We start from the raw sequence: 23,800 nt of genomic DNA, 5'->3' as shown, positions 1-23,800 counted from the left end.
CGTTCAACGAGGACCGACTCACCTCGAGTGGTCTTGTGGGACACTGCCCAGCGATGCCGCTCCATGCGCGTTCCCGCACCCGAATCTTCCTACCCGAACAGCACCAGAGTGCCGGGTGCGAGTCTCCGAGAGGATGGGTGAGAGGTCAGCGTTCTCGACGATCGGGAAATGGACACCTGTTGACGTCTTCCGAACAGCCGAGAGGCGCCGATCACGGCGCCGTCCTGTTGCCGATCCGCTTGACCGGGATGCCAAGCTTGCGGGCCTTGTCGACCAGGTTGTCGGTGATTCCAGTGCCCGGGGCGGCGATGACGCCGATCGGCATGGTTTCCAGAAGGGCATCGTTGCGCTTGAAGGGAGCGGCCTTGCGGTGCGCTTTCCAATCAGGCTTGAAAGCCACCTGGGTGACGCCGCGAGCCTCTGCCCATTTTGCAGCGATCAGTTCCGCGCCGTTCGGTGTTCCGCCGTGGAGTAGGATCATGTCCGGATGCTTTGCACGCGTCTGGTCGAGAACCTTCCAGATGACGTCGTAGTCCTGGTAGTCGCCGCCAGTGAAGGCGATGCGTGTACCGGCGGGGCAATGGACTTCGATTTCGGCCCGGCGCTTGGCTGAGATGAAGTTGCGGCTGTCGATGACGGCCGCCGTCAGGGCCCGGTGTGAGACCTTCGAGCCTGTGCGGGGAAGCCAGGCCGATCCGGTTTCAACGCAGTAGTGTTCGGAGGCGATATCGCGCATCGCCTCGAAGGCATTCCGGCTTTCGGTGAGCGAAAAGCCCTCGGCCACCAGCTTTTCCAGTTCGACGCTCCTGACCTCGGAGCCGTCTTGTTCGGCCAGAGACGTACGTTGACGACCCTCATTGTCGTCAAGCCGCTTTTGAGCGTGGGTCAGGCGCCGGTGGAAGATGTTGACGACGGACCAGAGCACTTCCTCGACCTCGTCCTCGAGGCGCGTTCCGACGAAGATCGACTGGATCGCTTCGACCATCGACGCGATGCCCCTTCGACTGCGCCGAGATCGGGGAGGGGGCGGAAATCCGGTTCGTCGGAGTTGGGCCGCACGCCGTAGAGTGCGAGCTCGTCGAGGAGGGCTGCGGTCGGGCTGGAGGTGGGAACAAGGTGCGGCATCATGGTTTCGGTCCTTTTGCTGTGGCCTGCATGGCCTGGAATGAGGCGATAAGAACCCGGAGGAGAGCGCACACACCCGAAGGGCCGAAGCGAAGCGGAGGACGCCGGAGCGCAAAAAATTGCTGGGCGAGGAGCCGGGTTTCCCGGCGGGGAATTTTTTGTGGGCGGCGGCGGCGTTGTGCGGGATCGAGGGCGCCGCTGCGCCCGACCCGAAGGGTTATGTCGCGAACTCATCCAGGTCGTGCGGGCCACGGCTTTGACCGAGCGGCAAGCCGGACCTCTCTCCTTTCAGGCCCTTGCCCGTGTCCCACATCGAAAGTTCTCGAACGCGGTTTGCAGACGCCCGCGCATAGCTGTGAGGGAGCGCCTCGAGGATTGTAATCGCTTGGACGCGATAGGGCTCATAGAGCCCGGAGGGCTGAGCAGGCGCATCGGCTGCGTCGATGCGAGGCGCATACCGCATTCGCGCTGTCGAGGATGATCTGGTTCAAAGCCGAAATATCAGCTCCGAATGCCTCACGCACCTCCTGCCGGCGAAGAATCGGAGAGCGAATGACCTGCGTGTCCGGAGCATCCTCGCGTGCAATCATTCTTTCGCGCACAGGATCCTGGCGCTTGAGGATGCCGGCGTACCTGTTGCGGTCCAGTTTCTCCAGATCGACCTCGAGATCATCATCAACCGGCGCGGTGGCATCCGGCATTGTAACCTGCGGCAATCAGGTCATACCTGTTGCCGAACATGCCTTGCAGCTTCTTGATATATTTCACGCCACCACGAATATTGTCCCGCGTGTCATACGGGTTGACGCCGAGTTCCCTGGCCGTTCCCGGCATCAACTGCATCACCCCGGTCGCGCCGACGGGCGAACGGGCCGACTGCCTGAATCGAGACTCCTGCTCGGCGATCGCCATTGCGAAATTCGGATCGACCCCCTGTCGAATAGCCTCCTCCTCCACCATGCGAGCGACCTCTTGCTGGCTATGGGTCCGCTTCGTCGGCGGAGCTTGTGTCGTGTCGCCCCCCATCACTTCTGCGCTGCAGTCCAGCGGCGAGCCGGATCCCTGCCCGGGAGCAAAGCTGTCCGTTGTGCCGCCAGAAGCGCCCTTAACCTTCGTTATGTCGCCCTGGTAGGTGGTGTACCAGCTCTGCGTTTGCTGCTCGATGTTCACCCGAGCGTTGTCGATAACGGGGACCTGCGCCAAAACGGATCGGACGTGCTGCATGGTGGCAGCCCTGAAGCGACCGTCGACGTTCGGCGCGGTCGAAAAGGGCGGGTTCATCAGAACGACAGAGGGAGAGAGGGACGGCTCCAGACGGTCATGGATGCTGGCAGCGTCATGGCGCGTAACCGGCTGGCCGGAGATTTCAGCCAGGAGGTGAGCGCGATCTTCCGCGATTTCATTGAGGATGAGGCCTGCGCCGGCGATTTTTGCGAAGCAGGCGAGAAGGCCAGTGCCCGCCGATGGCTCGAGGACCAGATCGTCGGACGACAGGCCCGCTGCATGAGCGGCGACAAAAGCCAGCGGAAGAGGAGTTGAGAACTGCTGTAGGCGCTGCGACTCCTCGGAGCGGCGGGTCTGGGACGGAACGAGAGCAGCTATTTTTTCCAGCATCCCGAGTTCGGTCACTGGATCGGCGGCTTGGCGGCGGATGTGAGCGCCATATTTGAGGATGAACAGGATCTGCGCGCATTCGAGCGCCTCATAGGCGTCTTTCCAGACCCATGCTCCGTTCGCATCGCTGTCTCCATAGGCGGTTTCGATGGCGGAGCGCAGCGTGTCAGTCGAAATCGATTTGCCAGTCTCGATAAGGAGGAGAAGGGCGCGCGCCGCTTCAAGCACTGGTGCGGCGCGCGGGACGAGGATTGCCGAAGAGGGGCTGAAGGAAACGTTCATGGATGGCCTCCGGGTTACAAGGGAATCTCCCGGCGGCTCTCTTTGGCCGCAGGAAGGCTTGCCCTTCCCGGCCTGGGTCAGCCGAAACGTCGGCCGCTTTCGGTAGAGGTTAACCCGTTCACCAACAGCGCCTCGTCGACCGCCTCATCCGAGGTGAGGTATTCGTATTGCTGCTCGAGCTGGCGATAGAGCCAATTGGCGAGATCGCGCAGCGCATCGATGACAATAGTTTCGTCGCTTCTGGAAAGCCGCTGATAGGTGGGGCTGTCGCGATCGACGCAAACATCCACCGAATATGCGTGGTAGTAGCGGCCGCGGTGGCTGGTTTCGGCCGTGATCTGGTAGAAATTGCGCTTCTGCACTTTCAGGAGTGTGTCCGCGATCCGATGGAGCTCCTGATCGAGAGGAGCGTGTGAGCGATTGTCTCATGCAGCGTCGAATTTGGAGCTTAGCGAAATATAAATTTCTAAAATCCGTTAAACGTTTCCTAAGTATCGCGTTGGCGAGATGTAATCACTGCGGGAATGTCTGGAGTTTCGTTTGAGTTCCAATAAGGGTTACTTATCGGGGTAAGCCACCGCCGGCTCATTCGTCGGATGTAACGAATAGTAACTATCTAATGGCGATTCGTTTAGGAAATCGTTTACGATAATATCAATGGCTTACGATCTATCGAAAATCAGCATGACAACCCTGATGCAACCAGCTTTTCGAGCCGGCTGTGGCTTTTACTTAACGATTTCAATTGCAGCGCTAAGCTGAAATTTCGTCCTTCGATTTTTACCTTACGGTTTCAGCGGGGTACCAGGGGAGGGACCCTCAAAGCCCGGATGCCTTGGTCAGATTGACCCGGAAACGGTCGCGCCGACGCTGATATTTGCGGGTCATTTCCGCACTCGCATGGCCGAGCTGCTTTTGCACATGACGCTCATCGACCTCAGCCGAGGAGGCCAGGCCCGCGCGCAGCGAGTGACCGGAGAATTTGGCCGCACGCTCGTCCTCGCCAAGGTCGCCATGCAGGCCGGCGGCAAGGGCTGCGGACTTGACCAGGCGAGCGACAGCCTTGTCATTGAGGCGGTCGGGGCCAACGTCTTTGCCGCTTCCGGTGACGCGGCGGAAGAGGGGGCCGTTGGCGAGCTTGGCGAACCGGATCCAGGTCTCGACGGCGACGAGCGGGCAGGTGGTGTCGGCGGAGCCGCGGCCGATCTCGACCTCGCGCCAGCCGGTCTTGCCACGCAATGTCAACAACAGCCCCTTGTCGAGGATCTCGATCCAGCCGCGCCCGTCCTCGGTCTGATCGCGTCCGAGATCGAGACCGGTGATTTCGGAGCGGCGCAGGCCGCCGGCAAAGCCAATGAGCAGGATTGCCCGGTCGCGCATGCCCCGCAGCGTACCGCGTTCCAGGGTCTCGAGCATGGCGATGAGATCTTCCGGCAGGATCGCCTCCTTCTGCCGCGGCGGGGCGGCATGGCGATTGCGGATCCCCGCCATGACTGTAGCGATGGCGCGGTCCTTGCGGTCGAGCGATTGGCCCCATTGGGTATAGTTCCAGGCGATCGCCGACAGGCGGCGCTCGATCGTGGAAACGGAATTGGCCATGACGCCCCGTTCGGCGTTCCCGGAGGCGCAGGCGGTGACGTAGAGGCCGACGACGTGCGGATCCGGGGGGAGGGGAGCGAGGTTTTGACGCCGGCACCAGGCGGAGAAATGCTTCCAGTCCGAGGCATAGGCCTTGCGGGTGTTGGCGGAACTCGCTGCCTCGACATAGCCGCGGGCGCGATCGGCAAGGTCTTCGAGATGGCCGGGAAGAGGGGAGGGGCCATCCGTCGACACCAACGGCGGATCCTCATCAGAATGGGCCGTGCTGTCAGACGGAGCAGAGGTCTCTTTTGCGTGATTTTTACCGTTTTGCGCGACGATTTGGGCCATTCCTTCTATAAAGCGCAAAATGTCCGATAAGGCAATCTTATCGGTCATTTTACGCTGAAGACAAGCCGTGCGGTTTCAAGGAAATCTATGGCAAAAACTGCACGCTTCGATTATGCTCCGTGGTATGGATTCGCTCGCCACCGCCCCTGCTCGGACCAAACTGCCGCTGGCCAATTTGCCGGCTTGGGCACTTCCGCGCGGCCGCGAGCTGACGGAAGCGGACGCCGCCTTCGCCGCCGGTATCGCACTGAAATCACTTGATGATCTTGTTCGCCTCAACCCTGTCTGGGCCGGTTGCTGGCGTGCCCGCCAGGCTTTGAAATGCGCCGCGGCGGCGGTGCGGTTGATGGGGCGCACCGAGGACGAACACGCGTTGCGCGACGCCGCGTTGCTCACTGCCGCCGGCGACGATCCCGGTCCCGCCGGAAGGGTGTTTGTTGCCCACAGAAGGCTCGTCAGCCGCAAACCCGGTTTTTCGACGAAAGCCATTGCGGAATTGGCCGACCTTCTGGGCCTCGCCTGGGAAGATCGGCTGGCTGCGGCCGTCGACCATGCCGACGGCGCATTGCAGTCGGGTCGGCCGGTGCCCTTTGCCGCGGCGGACCTTGTTTCGGCGATTTGTCGCGACCGGCCGGATGCCGAGCCGCTCGCCTGGGCGCTCGCCGACATGCTGATGGCGGCCCTGCTGAAGTGGAACCGACCCTTGCCGCTGCTGATGGCCGAGCGATATGGTTCCGCGTTCCGCACGCTTGGTGGCCGGGGGCGCGTGTGTCCCGGCGAACCCGGCTTTCCGCGCGCGGTCTGCCTGGCGCTGGTGGAAGGCGCGGGAGCGGCCTTGCGCTCGGCGAACGAGATTGCCCGGCGCGCCGATGCGCTTCTGGCCGTGGCGCCGAAGGTACGGACCAAGGGCGCCGGCGTCGTCATCGCGCGCCTTCTCGAGGAGGACGCCGTGCTGGCGACCGTGCCCGGTAGCAATCTCTCCCGCTGGGCCGCGACGAGACTGTTCGAACGGTTGGAAGGCTTTGGCGCCGTCCGCGAACTGTCGGGCCGCTCTTCCTTCCGGATTTACGGGTTGTGACGATGGCCGGATCAAGCACAGCCAGAACGGATCGAGGACGGAGGTCGGAGCATGAAATTCTCTTCGACCGGGAGCTGGAAGATCTGCCGCCGGAGCTGCGCTGGCGGGAATGGATGTTGCGCGTCGAGGCGGTGATCTTTGCGTCGAGCGAGCCGGTGACGCGAGAGACGCTTGCCCGGGTCGTCGGAACGGACTGCAGCATCGATTTGTTGATTGATGATCTGCGCGAGGAACTCAGTTCCCGCCCCTACGAACTCGTGTCCGTCGCGGGCGGCTGGCAGCACCGGACACAGGTCCGTTTTGCCGACACCATCCGCGCTTCTGCCGCGCCGACGCGGGGAGGAGCGGCGGCGCTGTCGGAGTTCGAGGCGATGGTGTTGATGGCGGTGGGATATTTCCAGCCGGTCACTCGCGGGGAACTGTCAAAGATCTTCGGCAAGGAGGTCAGCCGAGACACCATCGGTTCGCTCCGCGGAGCTGGCTTTCTCGCCTCTGGGCCGCGCAGCCCGACGCCCGGCGCGCCGTATACCTACGTTACGACAAAACACTTCCTCTCGGCATTCGGTATGGAAACGTTGCGTGACCTCCCCGACATCGAGGCGCTCGAAGACGCCGGCTTGCTGAGCAGAGCTGCCGTGCAAGAGGAGCGGCTTTCAGCCGAGGCGGAAAGTAAGGAGGAATAAGGCTACTGCCCTCGGCGCGAGGGCATTCGGTTATCGATCTCTGCATGGATGACGCCGGCTCACTTCAGTGCGGCGATGTTCCGGCGAAGAACGCCCGAGAACTTCTTCAACCCGCCTTGCTGCAGCGCGTCGACGAACGCCTCAACCGATGGCGTTGTCTTGCGCAGATTATGTCGCGCACATCTGACGCTGGATATGAGCGCATCGGGAGACGCCGCATGGAGATCGGTCAGGAAATCATCCGGCGACTGGCTGGCCACGCCGTGGGGGAGGAGGTGTCTTGCTGGAAAGTCCTTGAGGTTCCAGGTGACGATAACGGAGGCTTTCTCTGCAATGGCGGCTGCGAGAACATGCCGATCGTCAGGATCAGGTAGTTCGAGCTTTGCGATTAACGGGCGATAGTCCGCCACATCCGCCTCCTGCAGGACGGCTTTCATCCGGTCACGCGTAGCCGTTGATATACGGATATACGGGAGCCCATGGGTTATTGGCGGCCGCCGAGATCGGCATGAAAGAACATGACCGGCTGACGTTGGCTCGGCAGATGATGGAACGCAAATTGGCGGGGAGACGAACGTCTTCGAAGCTGCCGGAGTTGGTCGAGCTCGTCATGGCGAAGCCACTGGTGTCGGCCGGAATGGTAGCCAAGACGCTCGACGTCACGCCGCAGGCGGCGCGGCGGATCGTTTTGGAACTCGGCCTGCGCGAGATGACCGGGATGGGGAGGTTTCGGGCATGGGGAGTGACGTAGATCACCAATCCGGCTACTCGGTTTCGAGATGTGGTTTTGGATAGGGGCCGCCAGCGCCCCGGACAAATCGCATAACTGCGAAATTGCAGATCGCAACAATGTCGCTACTTCAAGCAGCACACCACTCAGTGAACCGGGGTTGTATCCGGAACGTCGTAGACGTTTTCAGAGAATGGCGATGTTAGGCGGTGGTCCAGAAACGCGCGGATGATGTCTACACATGACTCTTCGGTGGGGTCAATTCGACCTTGCGCATCGAAAATTAGTAATAATCCGAATTGCTGGTGTGTCTGTCTCAATCTATTCATGAATGCCGCGTTCCGGTAGTGGCCTTTCTGTCTAATAGCGCATACCCGCCGCAGATGAAGCTTATTCGTTCCCACAAAAGTGACTAGAGGGGCGATGCTGGAAAACAAGGAAGAAAAATCTTGCTCCGCCTGCAAGGCGATAAAGTCGTCGGCGTGAGCCTGCTTATAACTCAGGACCGATTCGAAAGCCGCTTTATTCGTCATCAGCACGTCGTCCTCGAAAATAAAAAAGTCGACATGCCGAGACACTGAAAAGCTCGGTGACTCTTGTAGCGTTAGCTCATCGTCGTCAAAGAGAACTGTCAGATAATTGACTGCTTTTTTCGACTTCCATGACGCGTCCGTTTTTCGAACCGCGTAGAGGATAGAATCACCGCTAACGAGTTTGATGGCGTAAAAATCACTGTTTTGAACATCTTTCAAATTGCGCACTTTCTTTGTGGCAATCTCCGCAGCCATCTGTGCCGTCAGCAGCCCGGCGTGTGTGAGCAGGCCATCGATCCGAAGCGCGCTATCCTCGTTATTTTGAGCCAGCAGGCCGTATTCATTGACTTCAAGAATTCGAGCCCGCTCTTGAATGACCGCTTCCTTTAGGGCGCCATCGAGTGCCTCGTCTGTTTGCACCCAGCGCCCTGTGAAAACAGGTGCCGCTCCCGGCCGAAATGATTTCTTGAAGACCCAGAGAGCGACGGTCGCTGCATTGATATCGAAATCCGTAAATGCTTGCGGTACAGCCATTTTCAATCATCCATGTTGCGAGTGGGCTTAACGATGAGAATATCTTGGATGGCAACCTGCCGATGACGCTCGCCGGTCGCGACCGCACCGTAGACGAGCGCATTGCTGGTATGATCCGTCGCATCCCCGACGAATCGGTACGAGAGATCATAAAGCCGCCACCCAAACGCGATCAGGATCGGGTTCAGAATGATTTGCCCCGAACGATATGTGATCCAAAACATCCAGCCCAGGAAGATCAGAAAGCCTACGAACTTCCCTGTCTCTTGATAGTCGATGCTCATGAAAGACACGACGTACGGCAATGTGTAGTTCATGAGATCGGCCGGCACGTGCTTCACTTCTGTCAGTTGAATTTCGTGCTTCGGCTGGACGAGCGTCAGGGCAACCAGCGTGACGATGAAACACAGAATGCAGGCCCCAAAAATTCCAAGTGCAAAGCCCGGGTTATTCAGCGGCAGCGAGCATCCCTGCTCCCAGAACTTCCAACATATTGCTTGATTCAGGCGCGTGTAATCGACGTTCTGCGCAAGCAGAATAAGGCTGAGGGGCAGGTACGAACCGACGAAGATGAATATCGCGCTAATCAGGCGAAGTTGCATACGGCACCCTCCTCATTTCTTCCGCAATAAAATCGGGTGTTTTGGCCCTTTCCTGTAGCGCATGCGGCATTTTCGCGCCAATATTGTATTAACGTCGACTGATTCATCCTATCCGATAGCCGGTCAAGGGCACGTCCGGTGTCGCCAGTGGTGGCATGGGGGTCGGGATTGTGTTGCGTTGCGGAAAAGAGCATTGGGGGATTTGCAAGGACGGCATGCAGGCGGCACGTGACATTGAGGGCAGCTTTGAGAATGCTGATGATCTGCTTTGGCAGGCTGTCTCTGGCCGACTTCCACAAGCCGGGGACATCCGCATCCGAAAATCGGGAAGAATTGGTCCTCTGATTGAACTGGCCATGGCTCGCCGCCTCTTGCCAGACGCATATCGAGCCGTGGCGTTCGAAGCGCGTTTCGTCGGGATGGTGGATCAAGCACTGGATCACGGCACCATTACCGGTAACGGGATTAATGACGTCGCGGGCGTTTTCCCCCTGTTCCGTCACGACCCTCAATCCGACGATCAGTCGCTCTGGGATCAATGGGCCAAACGCGCGGAGAATGCCGCAGCCGCGCGCGATATTCCGCGAAGACTTGTTGAAGGTCTTCTTGGTGCGCTGGGGGAGCTCCAGGACAACGTCTATACCCATAGCGGCCGGATTGACACCGGGCTTGCCGCCTATGCAGTAAGTGGCGATGCGTTTGAGTTTGTTGTTGCCGATGCTGGAATGGGTGTTCTGGCAAGCCTCAGACAAAACGCCGAGTTCACACAACTTGAGCATTCTGGCCAAGCGCTGCGTGAAGCCATATCCGACGGCGCCTCGAGGTTCGGGCGCCAATCGGGACATGGCTATGGGATCGGTCAGCTTTTTCGTGCGCTGGCGCATGAGAACGGTGACCTACGCTTTCGCAGCGGGGATCATGTCCTCACGCTTAGTGGTGACAACTTGAGCCCGAATGGCAAGCTGAGCATTGTCAAAAAAGCTGATCTGCCCGGCTTCATCATTTCGGTTCGGTGCGACACCTTTCGTGCGCTGAACAAACCGCATCGGCTTTGACGGCTCTTGCATCGCCATTTCCATCGCCATGCGCATGACCTTGACGTTATGAGCCAGAAGCTCGTCGAGGGGTGCCCCCACTTCCGTCGGTGACGGCGCCCAGTGCAAGCGCCCTGCCTCGTTGAGGTACGCGCGGCGCCGGCGCTGCGTTCGTGAAAACGATTGGGTTTCAAGGAGCGTTACTCGGCGGAATGCTTGCGTCAGCTGCGGCAGGATGTGGAGCCCACCGCGGACGACCATATCGAGCGGCCGGCCAACCCGGCGGGCAAGCAACATCAGCTGCGAAGTATGGAAGGTGATGCGTTCGCCGCGGCCACAGCCGGTCGCGAATTCAAAGGCAACCACGCCGATCTCAGGGCGTTCCCGGATAAGCTCGGCCCAGCGCTTATAATCGTGCTCGGTACGCGCATTCACATGGAGCGCCGCGGGCAAACCTGCCGCGGCAAATTCGCTCCAAACCATAAAAATGCGCTTCATGGCGTGGAGATTGTCTGTTCTTGGTACGTCAGTGAGAACGCTGTAGTTCGGCGCCGTCACCATCGTGATTCCAAGTTTGCGAAGTTGCGCGATTAGCACAGGGCGGTTGTCTAATTCCCACCAGCGCTCGATGATGTGGTCCTTGTCTACCCCGCTCACGATTATCGCAGCCTCGGCTGGCACCAGAAATCGCGCCGATAGTTCGTCCCGTGTGCGAACGTGCAACTGTCCGCTTCCCAAATCGACAAGTTCGCAGAGGGGGATGGCGACGACCGCCTCGTTTAGCGGTATGGATCGGCTGTATTTGTGATGAATGAGCGGCACGATGGGCGGCAGGCTAGGTAGCGGCAGTTCTTCAAGACGTGGCAATGTGCCCAGGTCAAGACCGTCGATTTCGCGCATCCGCGCAACGAAATGGGTCGGATTGAAGCGGCAAACCATGTCGCACTTCGACTTGTCAGAGCAGGTGCACAAGTCATGGCAATCGAGAAAAATCCCGGCGTCCGTGTGAAGCCCTCCGCAGATGCCGAAGTCTTTGCATCCGCGGCAGCCCAATGCTGGGGTATGAACGGCGGGATCATCCCAAAGTCGCTGTGGCTGCCGAAATGTGCGTGACGGTTCATGGGCAGGACGTACGCTCATGCAAAATTTACCTCCGCCGTATCGCCAAAAAGCCCAACGTGCGTCACGCGAGCCTCGATGAAGCCCTTGCCCGCTATGACGGCCGCTGAAATTTCACTGCTGGGGTTGCGAATACGGCCGACCGGGTGGAGCCCCTTTGTTACCGCAAAGTCATCGCTGCCGCGCTCAACGATGCAGGTATCGCCAAGGTTGAGACGCGTGCCCGGAGCCAGTTCGACCGTTACGCTGTGGCTTGTCTCCGTGATCGAAAGGTCGAATAGCGTTGGTCTCTTCAGACGATCAAGGCCGCCATTCCAGCGCTTTTTCCACGGCTTACCGGTATTGCTGCGTATGTAATCAAGACCCATCAGCCAACCTCCAACAGCGGCACAAAGTTCTTCGTCTTGCCAACACGGCGTTCAACAACAAGGCCCTTTGCCGCTAGCGACGCGAGGCGGTTGTTCCAAGCAGTAGGTTTAATTCCCTGATCTTCACCGAGCGCCGCGAGCTGAGGCGCAGTTGCTTCCCCAAGGCGATAGATGCGTTCAAAGGTCGTGCGAAGGGCGGGCTCAAGCTCGCCCACCAGCTTGATATCAGCCAGAGCACCATCGTGATCCCGGGTGCATGACCAAAAAACGTCGCCTCGTTGCCGCGCAAAGAAATCCAGTTCCTCAACGACCAAGGCGCCTGCGTTCACGAGGACGGGATAAAGGTTCGCCTGGCCTCGGGCGAAGTCGCGAAAACCAACGACGCATTCGCGCAGAAATGAGGACGTCGCCACTTCGATGCCCGCGAAGTCAAGAAAGACGATCTCGCCGCTCGCTTCGGGCTGAACTGCTGCGATGAGATCTGCCAGCACCTTCCTACCGGGCAAACTGCCCGTCAGTATGCTCTTGCCGCCAGCCAGGTCGAATATCGAAATATGCACTTTCACTTCCTTCATTTGGTAAAATGAAGATAGTGAGGTGATTGGCCTCCGTCAAGACCGTTGATTAAGGAAGTCTTAAAGACAAGCTCCACACCTGGTCGCGGCCGCTGGTTGTCTAGCGTCGCATATCCGACCGAGGATCAACAGCAAGAACCATCTCTTCAGGGACGGGGTGACAAGCTCACCGTCTGCGTAAAGCAAATGCATGATTGCTCCTCGCTTCGAGGGGCCAGTTTCGCAGAGCTAATTCTGTGGTTCATTTTACACATCTCGTCCTCAGCGACATTGCCACCCAGGATACTCTTTGAGAGAGTAAAATAGGACACAGCCCAAGTGCGGTGAGATCGGGTCTCTAATTCTCAATGAGTGGATTGTAGCAATATGAATGAACCGCTCGCGACAGACAAATGGCCGGAAGGGGGCCGGCCAAGGCCAATGACCTCCGAAGAGGCGGAGCGACGCGCTGAGTGGTCTGAGGATTTTCAACGATTGATCCTAAGAGTTGGTGCGTTGGCTTGCGCTGCCGTGGTGGTCAAATTGCCCTCAGGTGACGAGGGAATTGGGACGGCCTTTCACGTCGGAGAGGGCGTGTACCTTACGGCTCGGCACGTATTGGAGGATAATGAAGTCCTTTCGGTCGTTCCTTATAGCAGGGGCTGGATCTTCAGAGATGAATTGATCGAAGAAGCCCGAACCGGAGGAATGCTTAATGGCGAAATCCCCATCTGGTCCATGCGGCACGAGAATCCGCACATCCTTCGGGGTCCGTTTTTTCACGAGGATGACGCGATTGACGTCGCTGTCTTCGTAATGGGCGGAATTGACAGAAATACTCCATCGATGGCGTTGGGATTTCACTACGACGATTGGATTGTCGATGCCGATTGGCTGCTCACGAAGGGTATCGTCTTTGGATATCCGCCAGTGCCGACCGCCAAGGATCCAATCCAACTTGCTGCCACTGTGGAAGTCAATGGCGTCGTGGACACGTATCGCGACCGTTACGTCCGCTTCGTAGTGTCGGGACCCCCACGCGGTGGCTTCAGCGGTGGCCCCGTCTTTCACGAACGCGGCTTCGTTCTAGGCATGGTGATTGAGAGCTTGGAGCAGCTCGGAAAATCTGAGCCGGGTTTTTTCACTATATTGAGCATTGAGGCGCTGCATGAAGTTTTGGAGCAGCATAAACTGACACCGCAATGTCAGCTGCCGCCGACTGTCGCGGAAACGATTGCTATGGCGCGCGAAGATCTGGAAGCGCGGCAAGCTGCGCAGGCGGCCATGCCCTCCGGCATCACAGAATGAGGCTAATAGGGTGCAAGTGGACAATCAACCGGATTTGACCAGCGAGAAAATAGCGTTCCTCTCTTTGGCGATGATGAAGGGTGTAGGCTTCCATACGCTCTGGCAGATCGCAGAGTCGAAACTATCATTTCAATCGGTTTTTTATTCTCAGGGAGAGGAGCTGTCCGAGCTACTCAAATCGAAAGGCGCGCGCCTTCCCAGTACCTCGAATGCCGATTGGGATGGGATAAGGAAGGCCCTTGCTGAATCCGTCGACCAGCTGAGAGCTGTTTTCGAGGCAAGCAAAATCCGGATCGCTTTCCGATCCGATAAATGCTACCCGCGCACCCTGCTTCATCTCGACGATCCGCCGCACTGGCTTTTCGTACAAGGCAATGCAGAGATCCTCAGCGCGCCATCGATTGCGATCGTCGGAACGCGCGATCCATCTCCTGACGGGCTGTGGCTCGCGGAATATGTCGGGTTGACTTTGAAACACTGGGGTCACCCTACAGTCAGTGGGCTCGCATTGGGGATTGATCAAGCCATCCACAACGCCAGCTTGACCGCAAAAGTGCCCACAATTGCGGTTCTGGGAACAGGAATAACCGCTGACTATCCAAAGAACATTGGGCCGCTTCGAAAGAAGATAGTTGAGAGCGGTGGCGCCGTTATCACTGAATATCTGCCGGGTGAAAGCTACAGCGCGATGAACTTTGTCCGACGCAACAGGTTGCAAGCTGCGCTAGCGAGAGCGCTCATCCCTGTCGAGTGGAAGGAACGCAGTGGGACGGCGCATACAGTCCGCTACGCGGCAGGACTCGGCAGGGCGATCGCTGGTCTGCGGCTGCCCACATGGGATCATCGACAGATAAGTCTTCCGGGGGGGCAAGGCCCCCGACAAGTGTTCACAGTGCCGGGTCAGGATGAAGCATTCCGTGCCTTCGTCGAGCGATCCTTGCGCGATGATCATCTATATCGCCAGGCCAGTTTTCTTTAGCGAGACACCTAAATGTACACCTTGAAAGGCGCGATTTTTTCTCTGCGCGATACCCTCGTTGTCGAGGGAAGCATCGATCCGCTGTTAATGGACGAGACCATCAAATTGCTGAGGTTTTTGACGGCCAGGAATGTCTCGCCTGTGATTGTCAGCAACAGCAGTTGGATTGAGACTGGGTCCAAGCGTCAAATCCCAGATATCCTGAGCGAGGCCATTGGGCATACGATTCCTTACTATCGCGGTGGTCACGATATGCCGATGAAACAGTTTGCCGGTGCGATGGATCATGTGTTGCAAACACAAAACTGGCAGCCGGAGGAGGCGATCTATATTGGCTCGACGAAGGAGGACATGATCGCAGCCAGAAACGGTAAACTCATGTTTCTCAACGCCCGCTGGCACGCGCAAAATAGCGCTTACGGGTTTGAATTTGAATCACCAAAGGACATCGCTCGCTTTATCGATTGTTGTTGCCTGTCAATTGGCGACTGGTTTTGGGCGATCGAGAAAGACGACCTGAAGGTCTATTCCATCGCCCCGCTCGCTGAGTATTCCAAGTCCTATCCAACGGCTGGTGCCTATTCGACGGATGCGAAGCAGGCTGTGAAATTCAACAAGGGCGATTTGCGGTTCTGGGGCCGCTTGATGGGCGCACGCCTCTATTTCTCTGGATTGGGAAGGGTCATCAACTACGTCGCGCCGTATCCAGGCCACCATCCCAGTTCCACGCAGAAGGTGCTATCGAACGCTCTCAAGATTGTGGCCGATACACTGCGTGCAAGCTATTTAGTCGATCTCGTGGAACGCCATGCTCCCGCGCAAAAGTCTCAGGCTGCGCGTCAGCAGGGCATTACGCTAGACCACGGAAATCAGCTGTCGACGATCAGGCTTCGCCGCGATCCCTTGAAGACAGGACAACTCGGCGGCCGATATAAAGCCAGCCCACTTAAGCCAGGCAAGACGGTCTTGGTCGTGGACGACATCCTAACGGAGGGTTTTTCCCTCGAGGCGGCCCGAGCGTTCGTTAGGGCGACGGGGGCCAACGTCATCTGTGCGTCTTGGCTGAAAACGCCTGGAGGAAACCATTACCGTGCCCTGACCGGCATGACTCCTGAACTCAAGGACCCCTACAAGCCCTACGTCAGCGCAACGACGCAAGTAAGCGTCTTTTCCAACGGTGCGCAAATACGAAATCCCAAGGCGCCGGAGCAGGTCGCTGACGCTTTCAAACGATACTCTGCGTGGGACTGGCCATAGAGATGGATGGAAGAAAAGCTGACCCGCCTCCGACTATTCCAAATCGAGTGCAGAAAAAGGATTTGTCGGTACTCGACGAGCCACGAATACGCCGATGACCGAAGACGCGGGCCAGATCTCGACAATCATCTCCTTGCAAACTTTGAAGCTACATCCCGTAGTCAACACGTCATCGAGCAGAACGACCTGCTGACGGGGATTGGAGGTGAAACGAGGATCGATTGCCAGCGAGGCTCGGAGCGCATCGCGGTCACGCCGATCGGTCTTTGTATGCCTAGCTTCTCGTTCCACTGCGGTATAGAGCAACTCGCGTACATCAGCATTGTGCCCCATCGCTTGAGCGACACGTATCATCCGGTCGTCATAGTCTGGTGAATCCCGTCGTTTCGATGGAGGAATCGGAACAAAGACTGTGTTCTGCCAACTCGCAGCGTTGACGTTCTGAGCAATGGCGGCTCCGACAGTCGCAATAGCGCGCTGCTTATACTGCCATTGTCCGGTGTTTCGAACGGATGGGCTCTTCTTGAGGTTGCTGATGATCTGATTTGTGTAACTGTGCGCGAAACCTGCCCGTGGCGTGTAGGTGCCGAAATAAGCACATGTATCGGTATCATCGAGATAGAAATGATCGGGGCGCTCAAGCTCGCCGACGACCCTAAGACGAGCTGACCAACTCGCGTCTAATGTCGTCATATTCCCGCACTCTTATGGCTCCTTCGGCTTCAAAACGCTTCGGCCACGTGAGGTCCGATCGCTCGAAGCAGCTGTTTAGAATGAATAGCTTCCGTTTCTGCTTGAGAGCCTCTCGCGCCTGCACAAGCGTCCCAGACGTTTCCCCGGCTTCTACTATGATGGTTGCCTCGGTAAGGGCCGACATTGTTTTGTTTCGCTCAGGGAAAAAGAACCGGTTCACCCGGAAGTTCTGGGCCTCGTAACGCTCAAGCGGAACTTGGCTGATCAGGAGGTGCTCTCGCGCGATAGTCTCTTGAAGGAGCGCGTTCGATTTCGGGTAAACATGGTTCAAAGGAGTTCCGATAACGGCGATCGTCTCACCCCCAGCTGCGATCGCAGCGTTGTGAGCTTCGGTATCGACGCCTTCGGCAAGGCCAGAAACAATTGTGAAATGATCCTCCACAAGTTTTTTGACGAGTTGCCGGGTTCGGATTTTACCCTCTGCAGTTGGCTTTCTCGTTCCCACGACGGCAACCGATCGGTTGGCGATTAACTCCCATCGGCCTTGGAAATAAAGAAGCTCCACAGGGTGAGTGGCTTCCCGCAATCGCTGCGGATATTCGAGCTCACCTCTGACACGCACGTCAAAACGCGCACCGCCGGGACCGCGGAGTTTGTCGATCACCCGACTTGCAACCAACCTCGCTTGTTCCGGGGGGATAAAATCAGATGGTCGCGCGTCAGGAGATTCTGCGAACTTCTCAGCCAGCGATTTGAAGCTCGCATTGTGTTCAGTCCATAAAGCCTCATACGCGCCGAGTTCGAGCGCGGCATCGATAGGATCAAATAAAGGTCCCACGTCGTTTTTGACGTTCCAAAGTGTCGCCTGCTTCATTCTACCCATCCGTATCCATTTTCATTCACATGCCATTGCAAGGATGCGTCAAGCTTAATCCCAGCACCCCGGCGTCTTCTCAACATCTTATATGGGAACATATAGTGAACATCAATAATGATCTCGCAGAAGTGAGAGCCAATCGCGCACGGCACGCGCCCTTGCTGCGGATCCTCGATCAGATCAACGCTTCCTACAGCGAAGCTGGAAAATTCGTTTATGCAAGGATGGGATGCACCTTCACGAGTTCGAAAAAAGGTTCAAGCCGCCTCCGTTGTCTCGCGTAATCCTTTCCAACGCGGCCAACGCTAAAGGAAATTTTCCGGCATGGGATCACGGGGTCGACGGTTCGTTTCCGTTCAAGACCGCCGACGGCAGAGGCTGCTCCAACGATACGGAGCGAACTCGCGCTCCTTGGACGCTGGCCACGGGAGTCAACGTCGCCAACCCGTCATGCTCAACGGTTGTTGCGGGCCACGGGCGACATAAATCGATCGGCGTCCGCTGGATTGGGGAGGGAACAGGAGGGCGATGTCCTTGCAATTCTATAGCGATTACGCGCGATATGATCATAGAGCGCGTCTGCCCATAGCCGTGGAATAAGACCGAGAGCGTGGCATGCCGTCCAGGGGAAGCCAAGACCGGCTAGCAGCCGAATGATGCCGTTCACGCGCAGATACGGTCGGCCGTTTTCCAGGAAAAGGCTGGTCTCGTGCAAACGCTCGTCAAGGCCGTAGTGGCGATAGAGTGCTGCACCGATCTCCGATTGTGCGGCCAGGAAGCGATATCTTCGGCGCCTGTCGCGCTTCAACGCAAATTGGACCCAAGCCGAGCAAAACCCGCATTGGCCGTCGAAGACGAAGACGGGCTTGTCATCAGGGAAAGGAGGCACGGCGGGATCGTTTCTGTAACTGTAGTCGGTCATCGAGGCCGCTGTCTTCGCCTGTCATCCCTCGAGTCGTTCGTCGCCACAACAATCGCCGGCACTTATGTTGCAGTCTTCTGCTTCAACGAGGTGATAAACTCGTGGAGCCCGGCGCGCAGGGGATCAAACAAGGGGTTCTTCTTATCCCTTATCATGACTTCGCCGAGCAATTTTGTTCCGACAGCCACGGCGGCAGACGCACTCGAATCGAGGCCGGAACCGTTGCGCATGCGTTCGACAATGCCGAGAATGTCATCATGGCTGACGTGTTCGAAGGTAAGCGACGCTGGGTCGGTCGGAACGCTGCCGTCGCGTGCACGAACAAGCTTCAGCGATATCTCATAGGTGTAGCCGGAAGAAGCCATGATCATTCCCGTGGTTGGCTGCTGTGCTTGGATGGTTGGCGGCGATTGATTGTCGTCCAGCGTCCGACCGACCAAACCGTCTGCCTTTAGGCGAGCAGGGCCGATGGTCTGCTCAGTTATGCTGCGCCGCCTTGGATCTGGCCGCCGTCCTGGACGCCCTGGTCGGTAAGGGGGTGAAGCGAGCTAGGATATGTCATGGCTTCCTCGTTGTTGCAGCGCTGCCGCCGGCGCGTTTCGATGAACGCTTTGCGGCTTTCTTCTTCAGAAGAGAACGACGGATCGGATCGACTTGCCTTCGTGCATCAGATCGAAGGCGGTATTGATTTCGTCGAGAGGCATGGTGTGGGTAATGAGGTCGTCGATGTTGATCTTGCCGTCCATGTACCAGTCGACGATCTGCGGAACGTCGGTCCGGCCACGGGCACCACCGAAGGCCGTTCCCTTCCATACGCGCCCGGTAACCAGCTGAAACGGCCGCGTCGAGATCTCCTTGCCGGCTTCGGCAACGCCGATGATGATCGACTCGCCCCAGCCGCGATGGCAACATTCGAGCGCCTGGCGCATGACATTCGTGTTGCCCGTGGCATCGAAGGAAAAATCCACGCCGCCGCCGGTCAGATCCTGAATCGCCTCTACGACCTTGTCGGCACCGACCTCGTTCGGATTGACGAAGTCGGTCATGCCGAAGCGGCGCGCCATTTCCACCTTGGCCGGGTTGAGGTCGACGCCGATGATCCGGTCGGCGCCGACCATGCGCGCGCCCTGGATGACGTTGAGGCCGATGCCGCCCAGGCCGAAAACCGCGACATTCGCACCCGGCCAGACCTTCGCCGTGTAAATCACCGCCCCGATCCCGGTCGTCACCCCGCAGCCGATGTAGCAGATCTTGTCGAAGGGGGCGTCCTCGCGCACCTTGGCGACCGCGATCTCGGGCAGGACCGTGTAATTCGAAAAGGTCGAGCAGCCCATGTAGTGGAAGACTTCGCCGCCGTCGCAGGAGAAGCGGGTGGTCCTGTCCGGCATGAGCCCTTGGCCCTGCGTCGCGCGAATTGACGTGCAGAGGTTGGACCGTCGCGACAGGCAGGTTTTGCATTCGCGGCACTCAGGCGTGTAGAGCGGAATGACATGGTCGCCGGGCTTGAGTGAGGTGACGCCAGGCCCCACCTCCCTGACGATGCCGGCTCCTTCGTGGCCGAGGATCGCCGGGAACTTGCCCTCCGAATCGAGGCCAGACAGCGTGTAGGCATCCGTGTGGCAGACGCCTGTCGCCATGATCTCGATGAGAACCTCCCCTGCCTTGGGGCCGCCGATATCGATCGTCTCGATCGACAGAAGTTTGTTGGCCGCCCAGGCGACCGCCGCGCGCGATTTCATATGGAACCCTCCCTCGGTGCAAGCCGTCTGGCGGCATTGACGTTCGCATTGGTTTGTAGATACTAAGTGGTATCCGAAATTGCAAGACACAGTTTCGAGGTGTTGTTCACAAGATCGGCTCGCGAGAGGCGCACGCCGCCGGGCGAGCGAGATCAGGCTTTAAACGAGAAGATATCGGGAGGTTTGAATGTTTGACGTCGCTGGAGCTCAGCCGCAGCGAGATTCGCGGGCTGAAGTGAAGATACCGGTCCCCTCAGTTGGAGTCCTCGCCCCGCCAGAGTCTCGTCAGATGCGCGATACGACAGCAGCGAGTGGCGGCAAGCGCCTGATCGAAGCGCCCGAAGCTGCATAGGAGGGCCTGGCAATGGATCTCCTCCTCGTCGAGCCGAGCTCAATCCTCCGGGTGCTGTGCGGCCTGTGGTTCCTTCCCCATTGCATCGGCAAGATGCGCAATGTCGGGCCTGCCTCGGCAACATTTGCCAAGGCCGGGTTCCATCCGCCTGGTGCATTCGTGATCATTACGATCATCGTGGAGCTGATTGCTGGCACCGGACTGGTTTTCAACATCTTACCGCAGCTTGCCGCGGGCCTGGCCGCCGCCGTTCTTCTTGGCGCCAGCTATGCCGTCGTTCGGATAAATGGATGGAACTGGCGGTGGCAGAAGCAGGGACCGGAATTCATGGTGTTCTGGTCGGCAACCTGCGTCCTGACCGTGCTTTGATTTGACGCTCGGGCGTTTTCAAGATACTGGAGGGTATCCGAGTGCCATAGCAATCAGGGAGAGTAATCTTGGCGCGATTGACACGCGAACAGAGCCAGGCGCGGACGAAAGCAAAGTTGCTGGCGTCCGCGCGCGAGGTTGTCGCCCGCGAAGGATACGAGGGCGCAACGGTCGAACGCATCGCCGAGGAGGCGGGGTTCAGCAAGGGTGCCTTCTACTCCAATTTCAATGGCAAGGAAGACCTGTTCCTCTACCTGCTCGAGACGCATGCCGGTGAAGACGTGACCGAGCTTGAAGAGCTCCTCGGCCCCATAACCGACGGCCGCCTGTTGATTGACACTCTCAGCAACTGGTCGCAGGAGCGTTCTACGGATCCGAGCTGGGGGATGCTGGCATTGGAGCTTTTTCGCCACGCCAGGCGAAACGCAACGTTTGGCGAGCGCCATTCGAACCTGTTTCGCGCCCAATGGGAGGGTCTCGGCAAGATCCTGCTGCGGCTTTTTCCGGAAGGCAAGGCGCCCGCCGGCCCGACGGCACTCGGCGGGATTGTCTTCGAACTCACCTACGGCGCAGCTTCGAGTTTCACCAAGGGGCCGACGGTCGGCGAACTCGTGAAAGTCGCCTTGACTTCGATGTACGATGCCTATGGTGCTAAGGAAAACGTGTCCTGAGCGGCCTTGCTTCTTCATTTGTGGGGCCAATCTCTCCGACCTGCCGCGAACATCGAGTGGGCGCAAGTCGACGCTGATCCCGCCGGGCACTTTTCCCGATCGATACACACTGATGGTGGGGTGAATGCGAGCGCGAATGGACCCGCGCCACCGGGTGACGCGGGTCCAACGATCGATCAGCCGCGTGCATTGCTGCTGAACGTGGGGCGTATTGCAAGCGCGCCATCGCCCGCGAGAACGACCGCGGCCAGACCGACGATCCAAAGTGCCGGAAACTCCCAGCCGCCATTCGGGTTGGTGAAGAAGAAGCCAGCCGCGGCATGGACCGTCATGATCGCGCCGAGCAACACCGGGATAAGTGCCAGCGCAGCAAGACGCGCGAAGAAGCCAGCGACGAGGGCGAGGCCCCCCACGATCTCGAGGGCAATTGTCAAATAGGCGAGGGCAGCCGGCAGGCCCAGGCTGGCGAAGAATTGTGCGGTACCCGCCGGCGTGAAGACGAACGCTTTCAGGCCGGCATGGGCGAGGAAAAGTAGCCCGAGTGCCACGCGCAGTATGAGTATGGCGTAGGGGGCGGTACGTGGGTCGATCATCAATGTAGCTCCTGTTCGGGTGGGTCGCCAACTACCGTCCGGACCATCCGGCGGACCATTGGCGTAGTGGGGTTGCGCGAAGGTGGCGGTGAGCGGACGAGCTGCATGGACCTGATCATTTTCCAACTCCCCTCCGAACGGTTCACCGGCGTCGCAGGTGCCATGCGAGCATCCGCCAATGGCCGCCTCCCATCACTGCATCCGCTGGATGTCCCTACACTTCAAAGTGGGCATTGACATACCAATAGGATTTCAGATACTTTGTGGTATCTTGAGGATTGTCAAGCAGCCGCGAGGAGAAACGGCGCCGATAGTTCCAGGAGCGAAGGAACAGCCCCAGGGAGGATAGGATGGCTGTGGATCTGCAGGCTGCCGGTGGCAATGGCCCGGTGCTTTCCGTCGAAAATGTCGACGTCCGCTTTGGCGGCATTCATGCGCTCAAAGGCGTCTCGCTTAGCGTCAATACCGGCGAGATATGTGGCCTGATCGGACCGAACGGCGCCGGCAAGACCACGTTGTTCAACTCCATTACCCGGCTGAGCGCGGTGACCGCGGGTTCCATCCGGCTTTGCGGTCGAGGGATCGAAACCGTTCCCGCCCGGCAGATCATTCGCCTGGGCATTGCGCGCACCTTTCAGAACCTCGGCATCTATGGCGGTATGACGGTACTCGAAAACGTCATGCTCGGCGCTCACCATGTGACCGGCGGCAGCTTCTTAGGGGCCATTCTTCGACCCGGTCTGACCCGTCGCCGGGAAAGCGAGATCGAGCAGAATTGCCGGGCAATCCTCGACGAGCTCGATCTCTCCGGCGTTGCCGAAGAAGCAGCGGGCTCGCTGCCCTATGCGACGCAAAAGCGTATGGAAATCGCTCGCGCGCTTGCCTCGCGCCCCACGATATTGCTGCTCGACGAGCCGGCCGGCGGCCTCACGCACAGCGAAGTCGCCGAATTCGGCGAGCTCGTGTCCCGCGTCCGCGATCACCATGGGGTGACGATCGTGCTGATCGAGCATCACATGGGGCTCGTCATGCGCCTTTGCGATCGCATCGAGGTCTTCCACCTCGGTCGCAATCTGGCGAGCGGGACGCCGGCAGAAGTGAGGGCCAATCCGGCAGTCATCGATGCCTATCTCGGGAGGACACGGGACAATGCTTAAGGTGCAGGGCCTTTCGGCGGGTTACGGCGCCGCCGATGTTCTTCATGGCGTCGACTTTTCCGTCGAGCAAGGCACCATCGTGGCGCTGCTCGGTTCAAACGGCGCCGGCAAGACGACCATTCTCAGAGCCCTGTCCGGGCTGATGCCGGCTCGCGGAACCATCGATTTCCGCGGTCAGGACCTCGGGAAATGCAATGCAGGACAAAGGGTGGCAATTGGCCTTGCGCACATACCGCAGGGCCGCGGAACCTTCGGAGAGTTCACGGTCGAGGACAACCTTGCGGCTGGCGCCTATACGATCGGTGACAGGCGACAGATCGCTCAAGACATGGAGCGGTGGTACACGGCTTTTCCGCGCCTCGCCGAGCGTCGGCGGCAGCAGGCCGGCAGCCTCAGCGGCGGCGAGCAACAGATGCTGGCGCTCGCCCGGGCGCTGATGTCGCGGCCGAAGCTGTTGATGTGCGACGAACCTTCGCTCGGGCTGGCGCCGGCAATCACCCAAGAGATCTTCGAAATCTTCAAGACGCTCAATCGGGAGCACGGCATGACGCTGCTGGTCGTCGAGCAGAACGCCGACTTGACGCTGCAATTCGCGCATCGCGCCTACGTGCTCGAGTCCGGAGCCATCACTGTCAGCGGCACGGCGCGGGATCTGCTTGGCAATGAGGCCGTACAGCAATCCTATCTGGGGGTGTGAG

The 23,800-nt window shown here is 58.8% G+C and carries 25 protein-coding genes and 3 pseudogenes; 10 read left to right on the top strand and 18 right to left on the bottom strand.

Annotated features, from left to right (window positions below; translation table 11 throughout):
• Window positions 1–211: 211 nt before the first annotated feature.
• The 5 genes and pseudogenes from EKH55_RS27840 to EKH55_RS27820 all read right to left on the bottom strand — a co-directional run bounded on the left by EKH55_RS27840 (window position 212) and on the right by EKH55_RS27820 (window position 4,950).
• Window positions 212–1,125, bottom strand: a pseudogene (locus EKH55_RS27840) (DUF2493 domain-containing protein).
• A 401-nt stretch (window positions 1,126–1,526) separates the two neighbouring features.
• Window positions 1,527–1,826: a hypothetical protein gene (locus tag EKH55_RS27835; RefSeq protein WP_069456583.1), complete on the bottom strand. Its 300-nt coding sequence runs from the start codon at window positions 1,824–1,826 to the stop codon at window positions 1,527–1,529.
• Window positions 1,801–3,021, bottom strand: coding sequence for a transglycosylase SLT domain-containing protein (locus EKH55_RS29970; protein WP_246232054.1), 1,221 nt, complete (start codon window positions 3,019–3,021; stop codon window positions 1,801–1,803). Before EKH55_RS29970 ends, EKH55_RS27835 begins: the two co-directional genes overlap by 26 nt.
• Before the next feature lie 77 nt (window positions 3,022–3,098).
• Window positions 3,099–3,440, bottom strand: a pseudogene (locus EKH55_RS27825) (antitoxin of toxin-antitoxin stability system); the annotation flags it as partial.
• 400 nt (window positions 3,441–3,840) lie between these two features.
• A complete protein-coding gene (locus EKH55_RS27820) occupies window positions 3,841–4,950 on the bottom strand; it encodes a site-specific integrase (protein ID WP_083265180.1) in 1,110 nt (369 codons plus the stop codon).
• A 124-nt stretch (window positions 4,951–5,074) separates the two neighbouring features.
• On the opposite strand from EKH55_RS27820, the gene EKH55_RS27815 reads away from it, so the two are divergent.
• Together EKH55_RS27815 and scpB are read left to right on the top strand one after the other, a co-directional pair.
• Window positions 5,075–6,028, top strand: a complete 954-nt coding sequence (locus tag EKH55_RS27815; protein ID WP_246232052.1) for a DUF1403 family protein — start codon at window positions 5,075–5,077, stop codon at window positions 6,026–6,028.
• A 2-nt stretch (window positions 6,029–6,030) separates the two neighbouring features.
• On the top strand, window positions 6,031–6,711 hold the full coding sequence (scpB, locus tag EKH55_RS27810) for an SMC-Scp complex subunit ScpB (RefSeq protein WP_151613995.1): 681 nt from the start codon (window positions 6,031–6,033) through the stop codon (window positions 6,709–6,711).
• Between the two features lie 59 nt (window positions 6,712–6,770).
• On the opposite strand, the gene EKH55_RS27805 is transcribed toward scpB, so the two are convergent.
• Window positions 6,771–7,148, bottom strand: coding sequence for a PIN domain-containing protein (locus tag EKH55_RS27805; RefSeq protein WP_151613994.1), 378 nt, complete (start codon window positions 7,146–7,148; stop codon window positions 6,771–6,773).
• Between the two features lie 38 nt (window positions 7,149–7,186).
• Here EKH55_RS27805 and EKH55_RS27800 point away from each other — a divergent pair.
• A pseudogene (locus EKH55_RS27800) lies at window positions 7,187–7,462 on the top strand (helix-turn-helix domain-containing protein); the annotation flags it as partial.
• A 125-nt stretch (window positions 7,463–7,587) separates the two neighbouring features.
• Here EKH55_RS27800 and EKH55_RS27795 read toward each other — a convergent pair.
• The 6 genes from EKH55_RS27795 to EKH55_RS27770 form a co-directional block, all read right to left on the bottom strand.
• A complete protein-coding gene (locus tag EKH55_RS27795; RefSeq protein ID WP_151613993.1) occupies window positions 7,588–8,508 on the bottom strand; it encodes a Kiwa anti-phage protein KwaB-like domain-containing protein in 921 nt (306 codons plus the stop codon).
• Window positions 8,509–8,510: 2 nt separating this feature from the next.
• The gene (locus EKH55_RS27790; protein ID WP_151613992.1) at window positions 8,511–9,110 is read right to left on the bottom strand and encodes a hypothetical protein; all 600 of its coding nucleotides are present in this window, start codon (window positions 9,108–9,110) and stop codon (window positions 8,511–8,513) included.
• Window positions 9,095–9,994, bottom strand: coding sequence for a hypothetical protein (locus tag EKH55_RS27785; protein ID WP_151613991.1), 900 nt, complete (start codon window positions 9,992–9,994; stop codon window positions 9,095–9,097). Before EKH55_RS27785 ends, EKH55_RS27790 begins: the two co-directional genes overlap by 16 nt.
• A gap of 12 nt (window positions 9,995–10,006) precedes the next feature.
• Window positions 10,007–11,083: a DUF4417 domain-containing protein gene (locus EKH55_RS27780; protein ID WP_151613990.1), complete on the bottom strand. Its 1,077-nt coding sequence runs from the start codon at window positions 11,081–11,083 to the stop codon at window positions 10,007–10,009.
• Between the two features lie 197 nt (window positions 11,084–11,280).
• Complete coding sequence (locus EKH55_RS27775) at window positions 11,281–11,631, bottom strand: hypothetical protein (protein WP_151613989.1); 351 nt, start codon at window positions 11,629–11,631, stop codon at window positions 11,281–11,283.
• On the bottom strand, window positions 11,631–12,206 hold the full coding sequence (locus EKH55_RS27770; protein ID WP_151613988.1) for an STAS-like domain-containing protein: 576 nt from the start codon (window positions 12,204–12,206) through the stop codon (window positions 11,631–11,633). Before EKH55_RS27770 ends, EKH55_RS27775 begins: the two co-directional genes overlap by 1 nt.
• A gap of 366 nt (window positions 12,207–12,572) precedes the next feature.
• Here EKH55_RS27770 and EKH55_RS27765 point away from each other — a divergent pair, with 366 nt between their 5' ends.
• From EKH55_RS27765 to EKH55_RS27755, 3 genes are read left to right on the top strand one after another with little or no spacing between them, the layout of a single operon-like run.
• Entirely contained in the window at window positions 12,573–13,493 is a 921-nt protein-coding gene (locus EKH55_RS27765) for a S1 family peptidase (RefSeq protein ID WP_246232049.1), read from the top strand.
• 10 nt (window positions 13,494–13,503) lie between these two features.
• On the top strand, window positions 13,504–14,472 hold the full coding sequence (locus EKH55_RS27760; protein WP_246232048.1) for a DNA-processing protein DprA: 969 nt from the start codon (window positions 13,504–13,506) through the stop codon (window positions 14,470–14,472).
• A gap of 12 nt (window positions 14,473–14,484) precedes the next feature.
• Window positions 14,485–15,729 (top strand): phosphoribosyltransferase family protein, encoded by a 1,245-nt coding sequence (locus EKH55_RS27755; RefSeq protein WP_151613987.1) that lies wholly within the window; start codon window positions 14,485–14,487, stop codon window positions 15,727–15,729.
• A gap of 33 nt (window positions 15,730–15,762) precedes the next feature.
• On the opposite strand, the gene EKH55_RS27750 is transcribed toward EKH55_RS27755, so the two are convergent.
• The 5 genes from EKH55_RS27750 to EKH55_RS27730 form a co-directional block, all read right to left on the bottom strand.
• Window positions 15,763–16,422, bottom strand: coding sequence for a hypothetical protein (locus EKH55_RS27750; RefSeq protein WP_151613986.1), 660 nt, complete (start codon window positions 16,420–16,422; stop codon window positions 15,763–15,765).
• Window positions 16,385–17,296, bottom strand: coding sequence for a DNA-processing protein DprA (locus EKH55_RS27745; RefSeq protein WP_151613985.1), 912 nt, complete (start codon window positions 17,294–17,296; stop codon window positions 16,385–16,387). The genes EKH55_RS27750 and EKH55_RS27745 overlap by 38 nt, the downstream gene beginning before the upstream one ends.
• 457 nt (window positions 17,297–17,753) lie before the next feature.
• Window positions 17,754–18,221, bottom strand: coding sequence for a thiol-disulfide oxidoreductase DCC family protein (locus EKH55_RS27740; protein WP_069456662.1), 468 nt, complete (start codon window positions 18,219–18,221; stop codon window positions 17,754–17,756).
• 62 nt (window positions 18,222–18,283) lie between these two features.
• Entirely contained in the window at window positions 18,284–18,661 is a 378-nt protein-coding gene (locus EKH55_RS27735; protein ID WP_245314448.1) for a DUF3861 domain-containing protein, read from the bottom strand.
• 186 nt (window positions 18,662–18,847) lie between these two features.
• Window positions 18,848–19,960, bottom strand: coding sequence for an S-(hydroxymethyl)glutathione dehydrogenase/class III alcohol dehydrogenase (locus EKH55_RS27730; RefSeq protein WP_069456661.1), 1,113 nt, complete (start codon window positions 19,958–19,960; stop codon window positions 18,848–18,850).
• A gap of 364 nt (window positions 19,961–20,324) precedes the next feature.
• Here EKH55_RS27730 and EKH55_RS27725 point away from each other — a divergent pair, with 364 nt between their 5' ends.
• Together EKH55_RS27725 and EKH55_RS27720 are read left to right on the top strand one after the other, a co-directional pair.
• Window positions 20,325–20,681, top strand: a complete 357-nt coding sequence (locus tag EKH55_RS27725) for a DoxX family protein (protein ID WP_069456660.1) — start codon at window positions 20,325–20,327, stop codon at window positions 20,679–20,681.
• Window positions 20,682–20,749: 68 nt separating this feature from the next.
• Entirely contained in the window at window positions 20,750–21,352 is a 603-nt protein-coding gene (locus EKH55_RS27720) for a TetR/AcrR family transcriptional regulator (RefSeq protein ID WP_069456659.1), read from the top strand.
• A 176-nt stretch (window positions 21,353–21,528) separates the two neighbouring features.
• Here the strand turns inward: EKH55_RS27720 and EKH55_RS27715 are convergent, their stop codons facing one another.
• Window positions 21,529–21,945 carry a DoxX family protein gene (locus EKH55_RS27715; RefSeq protein WP_069456658.1) on the bottom strand — a complete coding sequence of 139 codons (417 nt, stop codon included), beginning with the start codon at window positions 21,943–21,945 and terminating at the stop codon, window positions 21,529–21,531.
• Between the two features lie 350 nt (window positions 21,946–22,295).
• Here EKH55_RS27715 and EKH55_RS27710 point away from each other — a divergent pair, with 350 nt between their 5' ends.
• Together EKH55_RS27710 and EKH55_RS27705 are read left to right on the top strand one after the other, a co-directional pair.
• Entirely contained in the window at window positions 22,296–23,102 is an 807-nt protein-coding gene (locus EKH55_RS27710) for an ABC transporter ATP-binding protein (RefSeq protein WP_069456657.1), read from the top strand.
• Window positions 23,095–23,799 (top strand): ABC transporter ATP-binding protein, encoded by a 705-nt coding sequence (locus EKH55_RS27705; RefSeq protein WP_069456656.1) that lies wholly within the window; start codon window positions 23,095–23,097, stop codon window positions 23,797–23,799. The genes EKH55_RS27710 and EKH55_RS27705 overlap by 8 nt, the downstream gene beginning before the upstream one ends.
• Window position 23,800: the final 1 nt, after the last annotated feature.

Origin of the sequence: Sinorhizobium alkalisoli, assembly GCF_008932245.1 — a bacterium.
GTDB lineage: Bacteria > Pseudomonadota > Alphaproteobacteria > Rhizobiales > Rhizobiaceae > Sinorhizobium > Sinorhizobium alkalisoli.
This window is presented reverse-complemented; position numbering and strand designations above follow the sequence as displayed.

Excerpts from the sequence above, each read along its gene's own strand:
- EKH55_RS27785 (WP_151613991.1), bottom strand. The coding sequence starts at position 9,994 with ATGCGCCAGCGCACGAAAAAGCTGACCGATCCCATAGCCATGTCCCGA.
- EKH55_RS27770 (WP_151613988.1), bottom strand. The coding sequence starts at position 12,206 with ATGAAGGAAGTGAAAGTGCATATTTCGATATTCGACCTGGCTGGCGGC.
- EKH55_RS27730 (WP_069456661.1), bottom strand. The coding sequence starts at position 19,960 with ATGAAATCGCGCGCGGCGGTCGCCTGGGCGGCCAACAAACTTCTGTCG.
- EKH55_RS27710 (WP_069456657.1), top strand. The coding sequence starts at position 22,296 with ATGGCTGTGGATCTGCAGGCTGCCGGTGGCAATGGCCCGGTGCTTTCC.
- EKH55_RS27765 (WP_246232049.1), top strand. The coding sequence starts at position 12,573 with ATGAATGAACCGCTCGCGACAGACAAATGGCCGGAAGGGGGCCGGCCA.
- EKH55_RS27780 (WP_151613990.1), bottom strand. The coding sequence starts at position 11,083 with ATGGTTTGCCGCTTCAATCCGACCCATTTCGTTGCGCGGATGCGCGAA.
- scpB (WP_151613995.1), top strand. The coding sequence starts at position 6,031 with ATGGCCGGATCAAGCACAGCCAGAACGGATCGAGGACGGAGGTCGGAG.
- EKH55_RS27775 (WP_151613989.1), bottom strand. The coding sequence starts at position 11,631 with ATGGGTCTTGATTACATACGCAGCAATACCGGTAAGCCGTGGAAAAAG.
- EKH55_RS27740 (WP_069456662.1), bottom strand. The coding sequence starts at position 18,221 with ATGACCGACTACAGTTACAGAAACGATCCCGCCGTGCCTCCTTTCCCT.
- EKH55_RS27715 (WP_069456658.1), bottom strand. The coding sequence starts at position 21,945 with ATGATCGACCCACGTACCGCCCCCTACGCCATACTCATACTGCGCGTG.
- EKH55_RS27790 (WP_151613992.1), bottom strand. The coding sequence starts at position 9,110 with ATGCAACTTCGCCTGATTAGCGCGATATTCATCTTCGTCGGTTCGTAC.
- EKH55_RS27805 (WP_151613994.1), bottom strand. The coding sequence starts at position 7,148 with ATGAAAGCCGTCCTGCAGGAGGCGGATGTGGCGGACTATCGCCCGTTA.
- EKH55_RS27745 (WP_151613985.1), bottom strand. The coding sequence starts at position 17,296 with ATGAAGCAGGCGACACTTTGGAACGTCAAAAACGACGTGGGACCTTTA.
- EKH55_RS27755 (WP_151613987.1), top strand. The coding sequence starts at position 14,485 with ATGTACACCTTGAAAGGCGCGATTTTTTCTCTGCGCGATACCCTCGTT.
- EKH55_RS27815 (WP_246232052.1), top strand. The coding sequence starts at position 5,075 with ATGGATTCGCTCGCCACCGCCCCTGCTCGGACCAAACTGCCGCTGGCC.
- EKH55_RS27750 (WP_151613986.1), bottom strand. The coding sequence starts at position 16,422 with ATGACGACATTAGACGCGAGTTGGTCAGCTCGTCTTAGGGTCGTCGGC.
- EKH55_RS27820 (WP_083265180.1), bottom strand. The coding sequence starts at position 4,950 with ATGGCCCAAATCGTCGCGCAAAACGGTAAAAATCACGCAAAAGAGACC.
- EKH55_RS27835 (WP_069456583.1), bottom strand. The coding sequence starts at position 1,826 with ATGCCGGATGCCACCGCGCCGGTTGATGATGATCTCGAGGTCGATCTG.
- EKH55_RS27795 (WP_151613993.1), bottom strand. The coding sequence starts at position 8,508 with ATGGCTGTACCGCAAGCATTTACGGATTTCGATATCAATGCAGCGACC.
- EKH55_RS27705 (WP_069456656.1), top strand. The coding sequence starts at position 23,095 with ATGCTTAAGGTGCAGGGCCTTTCGGCGGGTTACGGCGCCGCCGATGTT.
- EKH55_RS27725 (WP_069456660.1), top strand. The coding sequence starts at position 20,325 with ATGGATCTCCTCCTCGTCGAGCCGAGCTCAATCCTCCGGGTGCTGTGC.
- EKH55_RS29970 (WP_246232054.1), bottom strand. The coding sequence starts at position 3,021 with ATGAACGTTTCCTTCAGCCCCTCTTCGGCAATCCTCGTCCCGCGCGCC.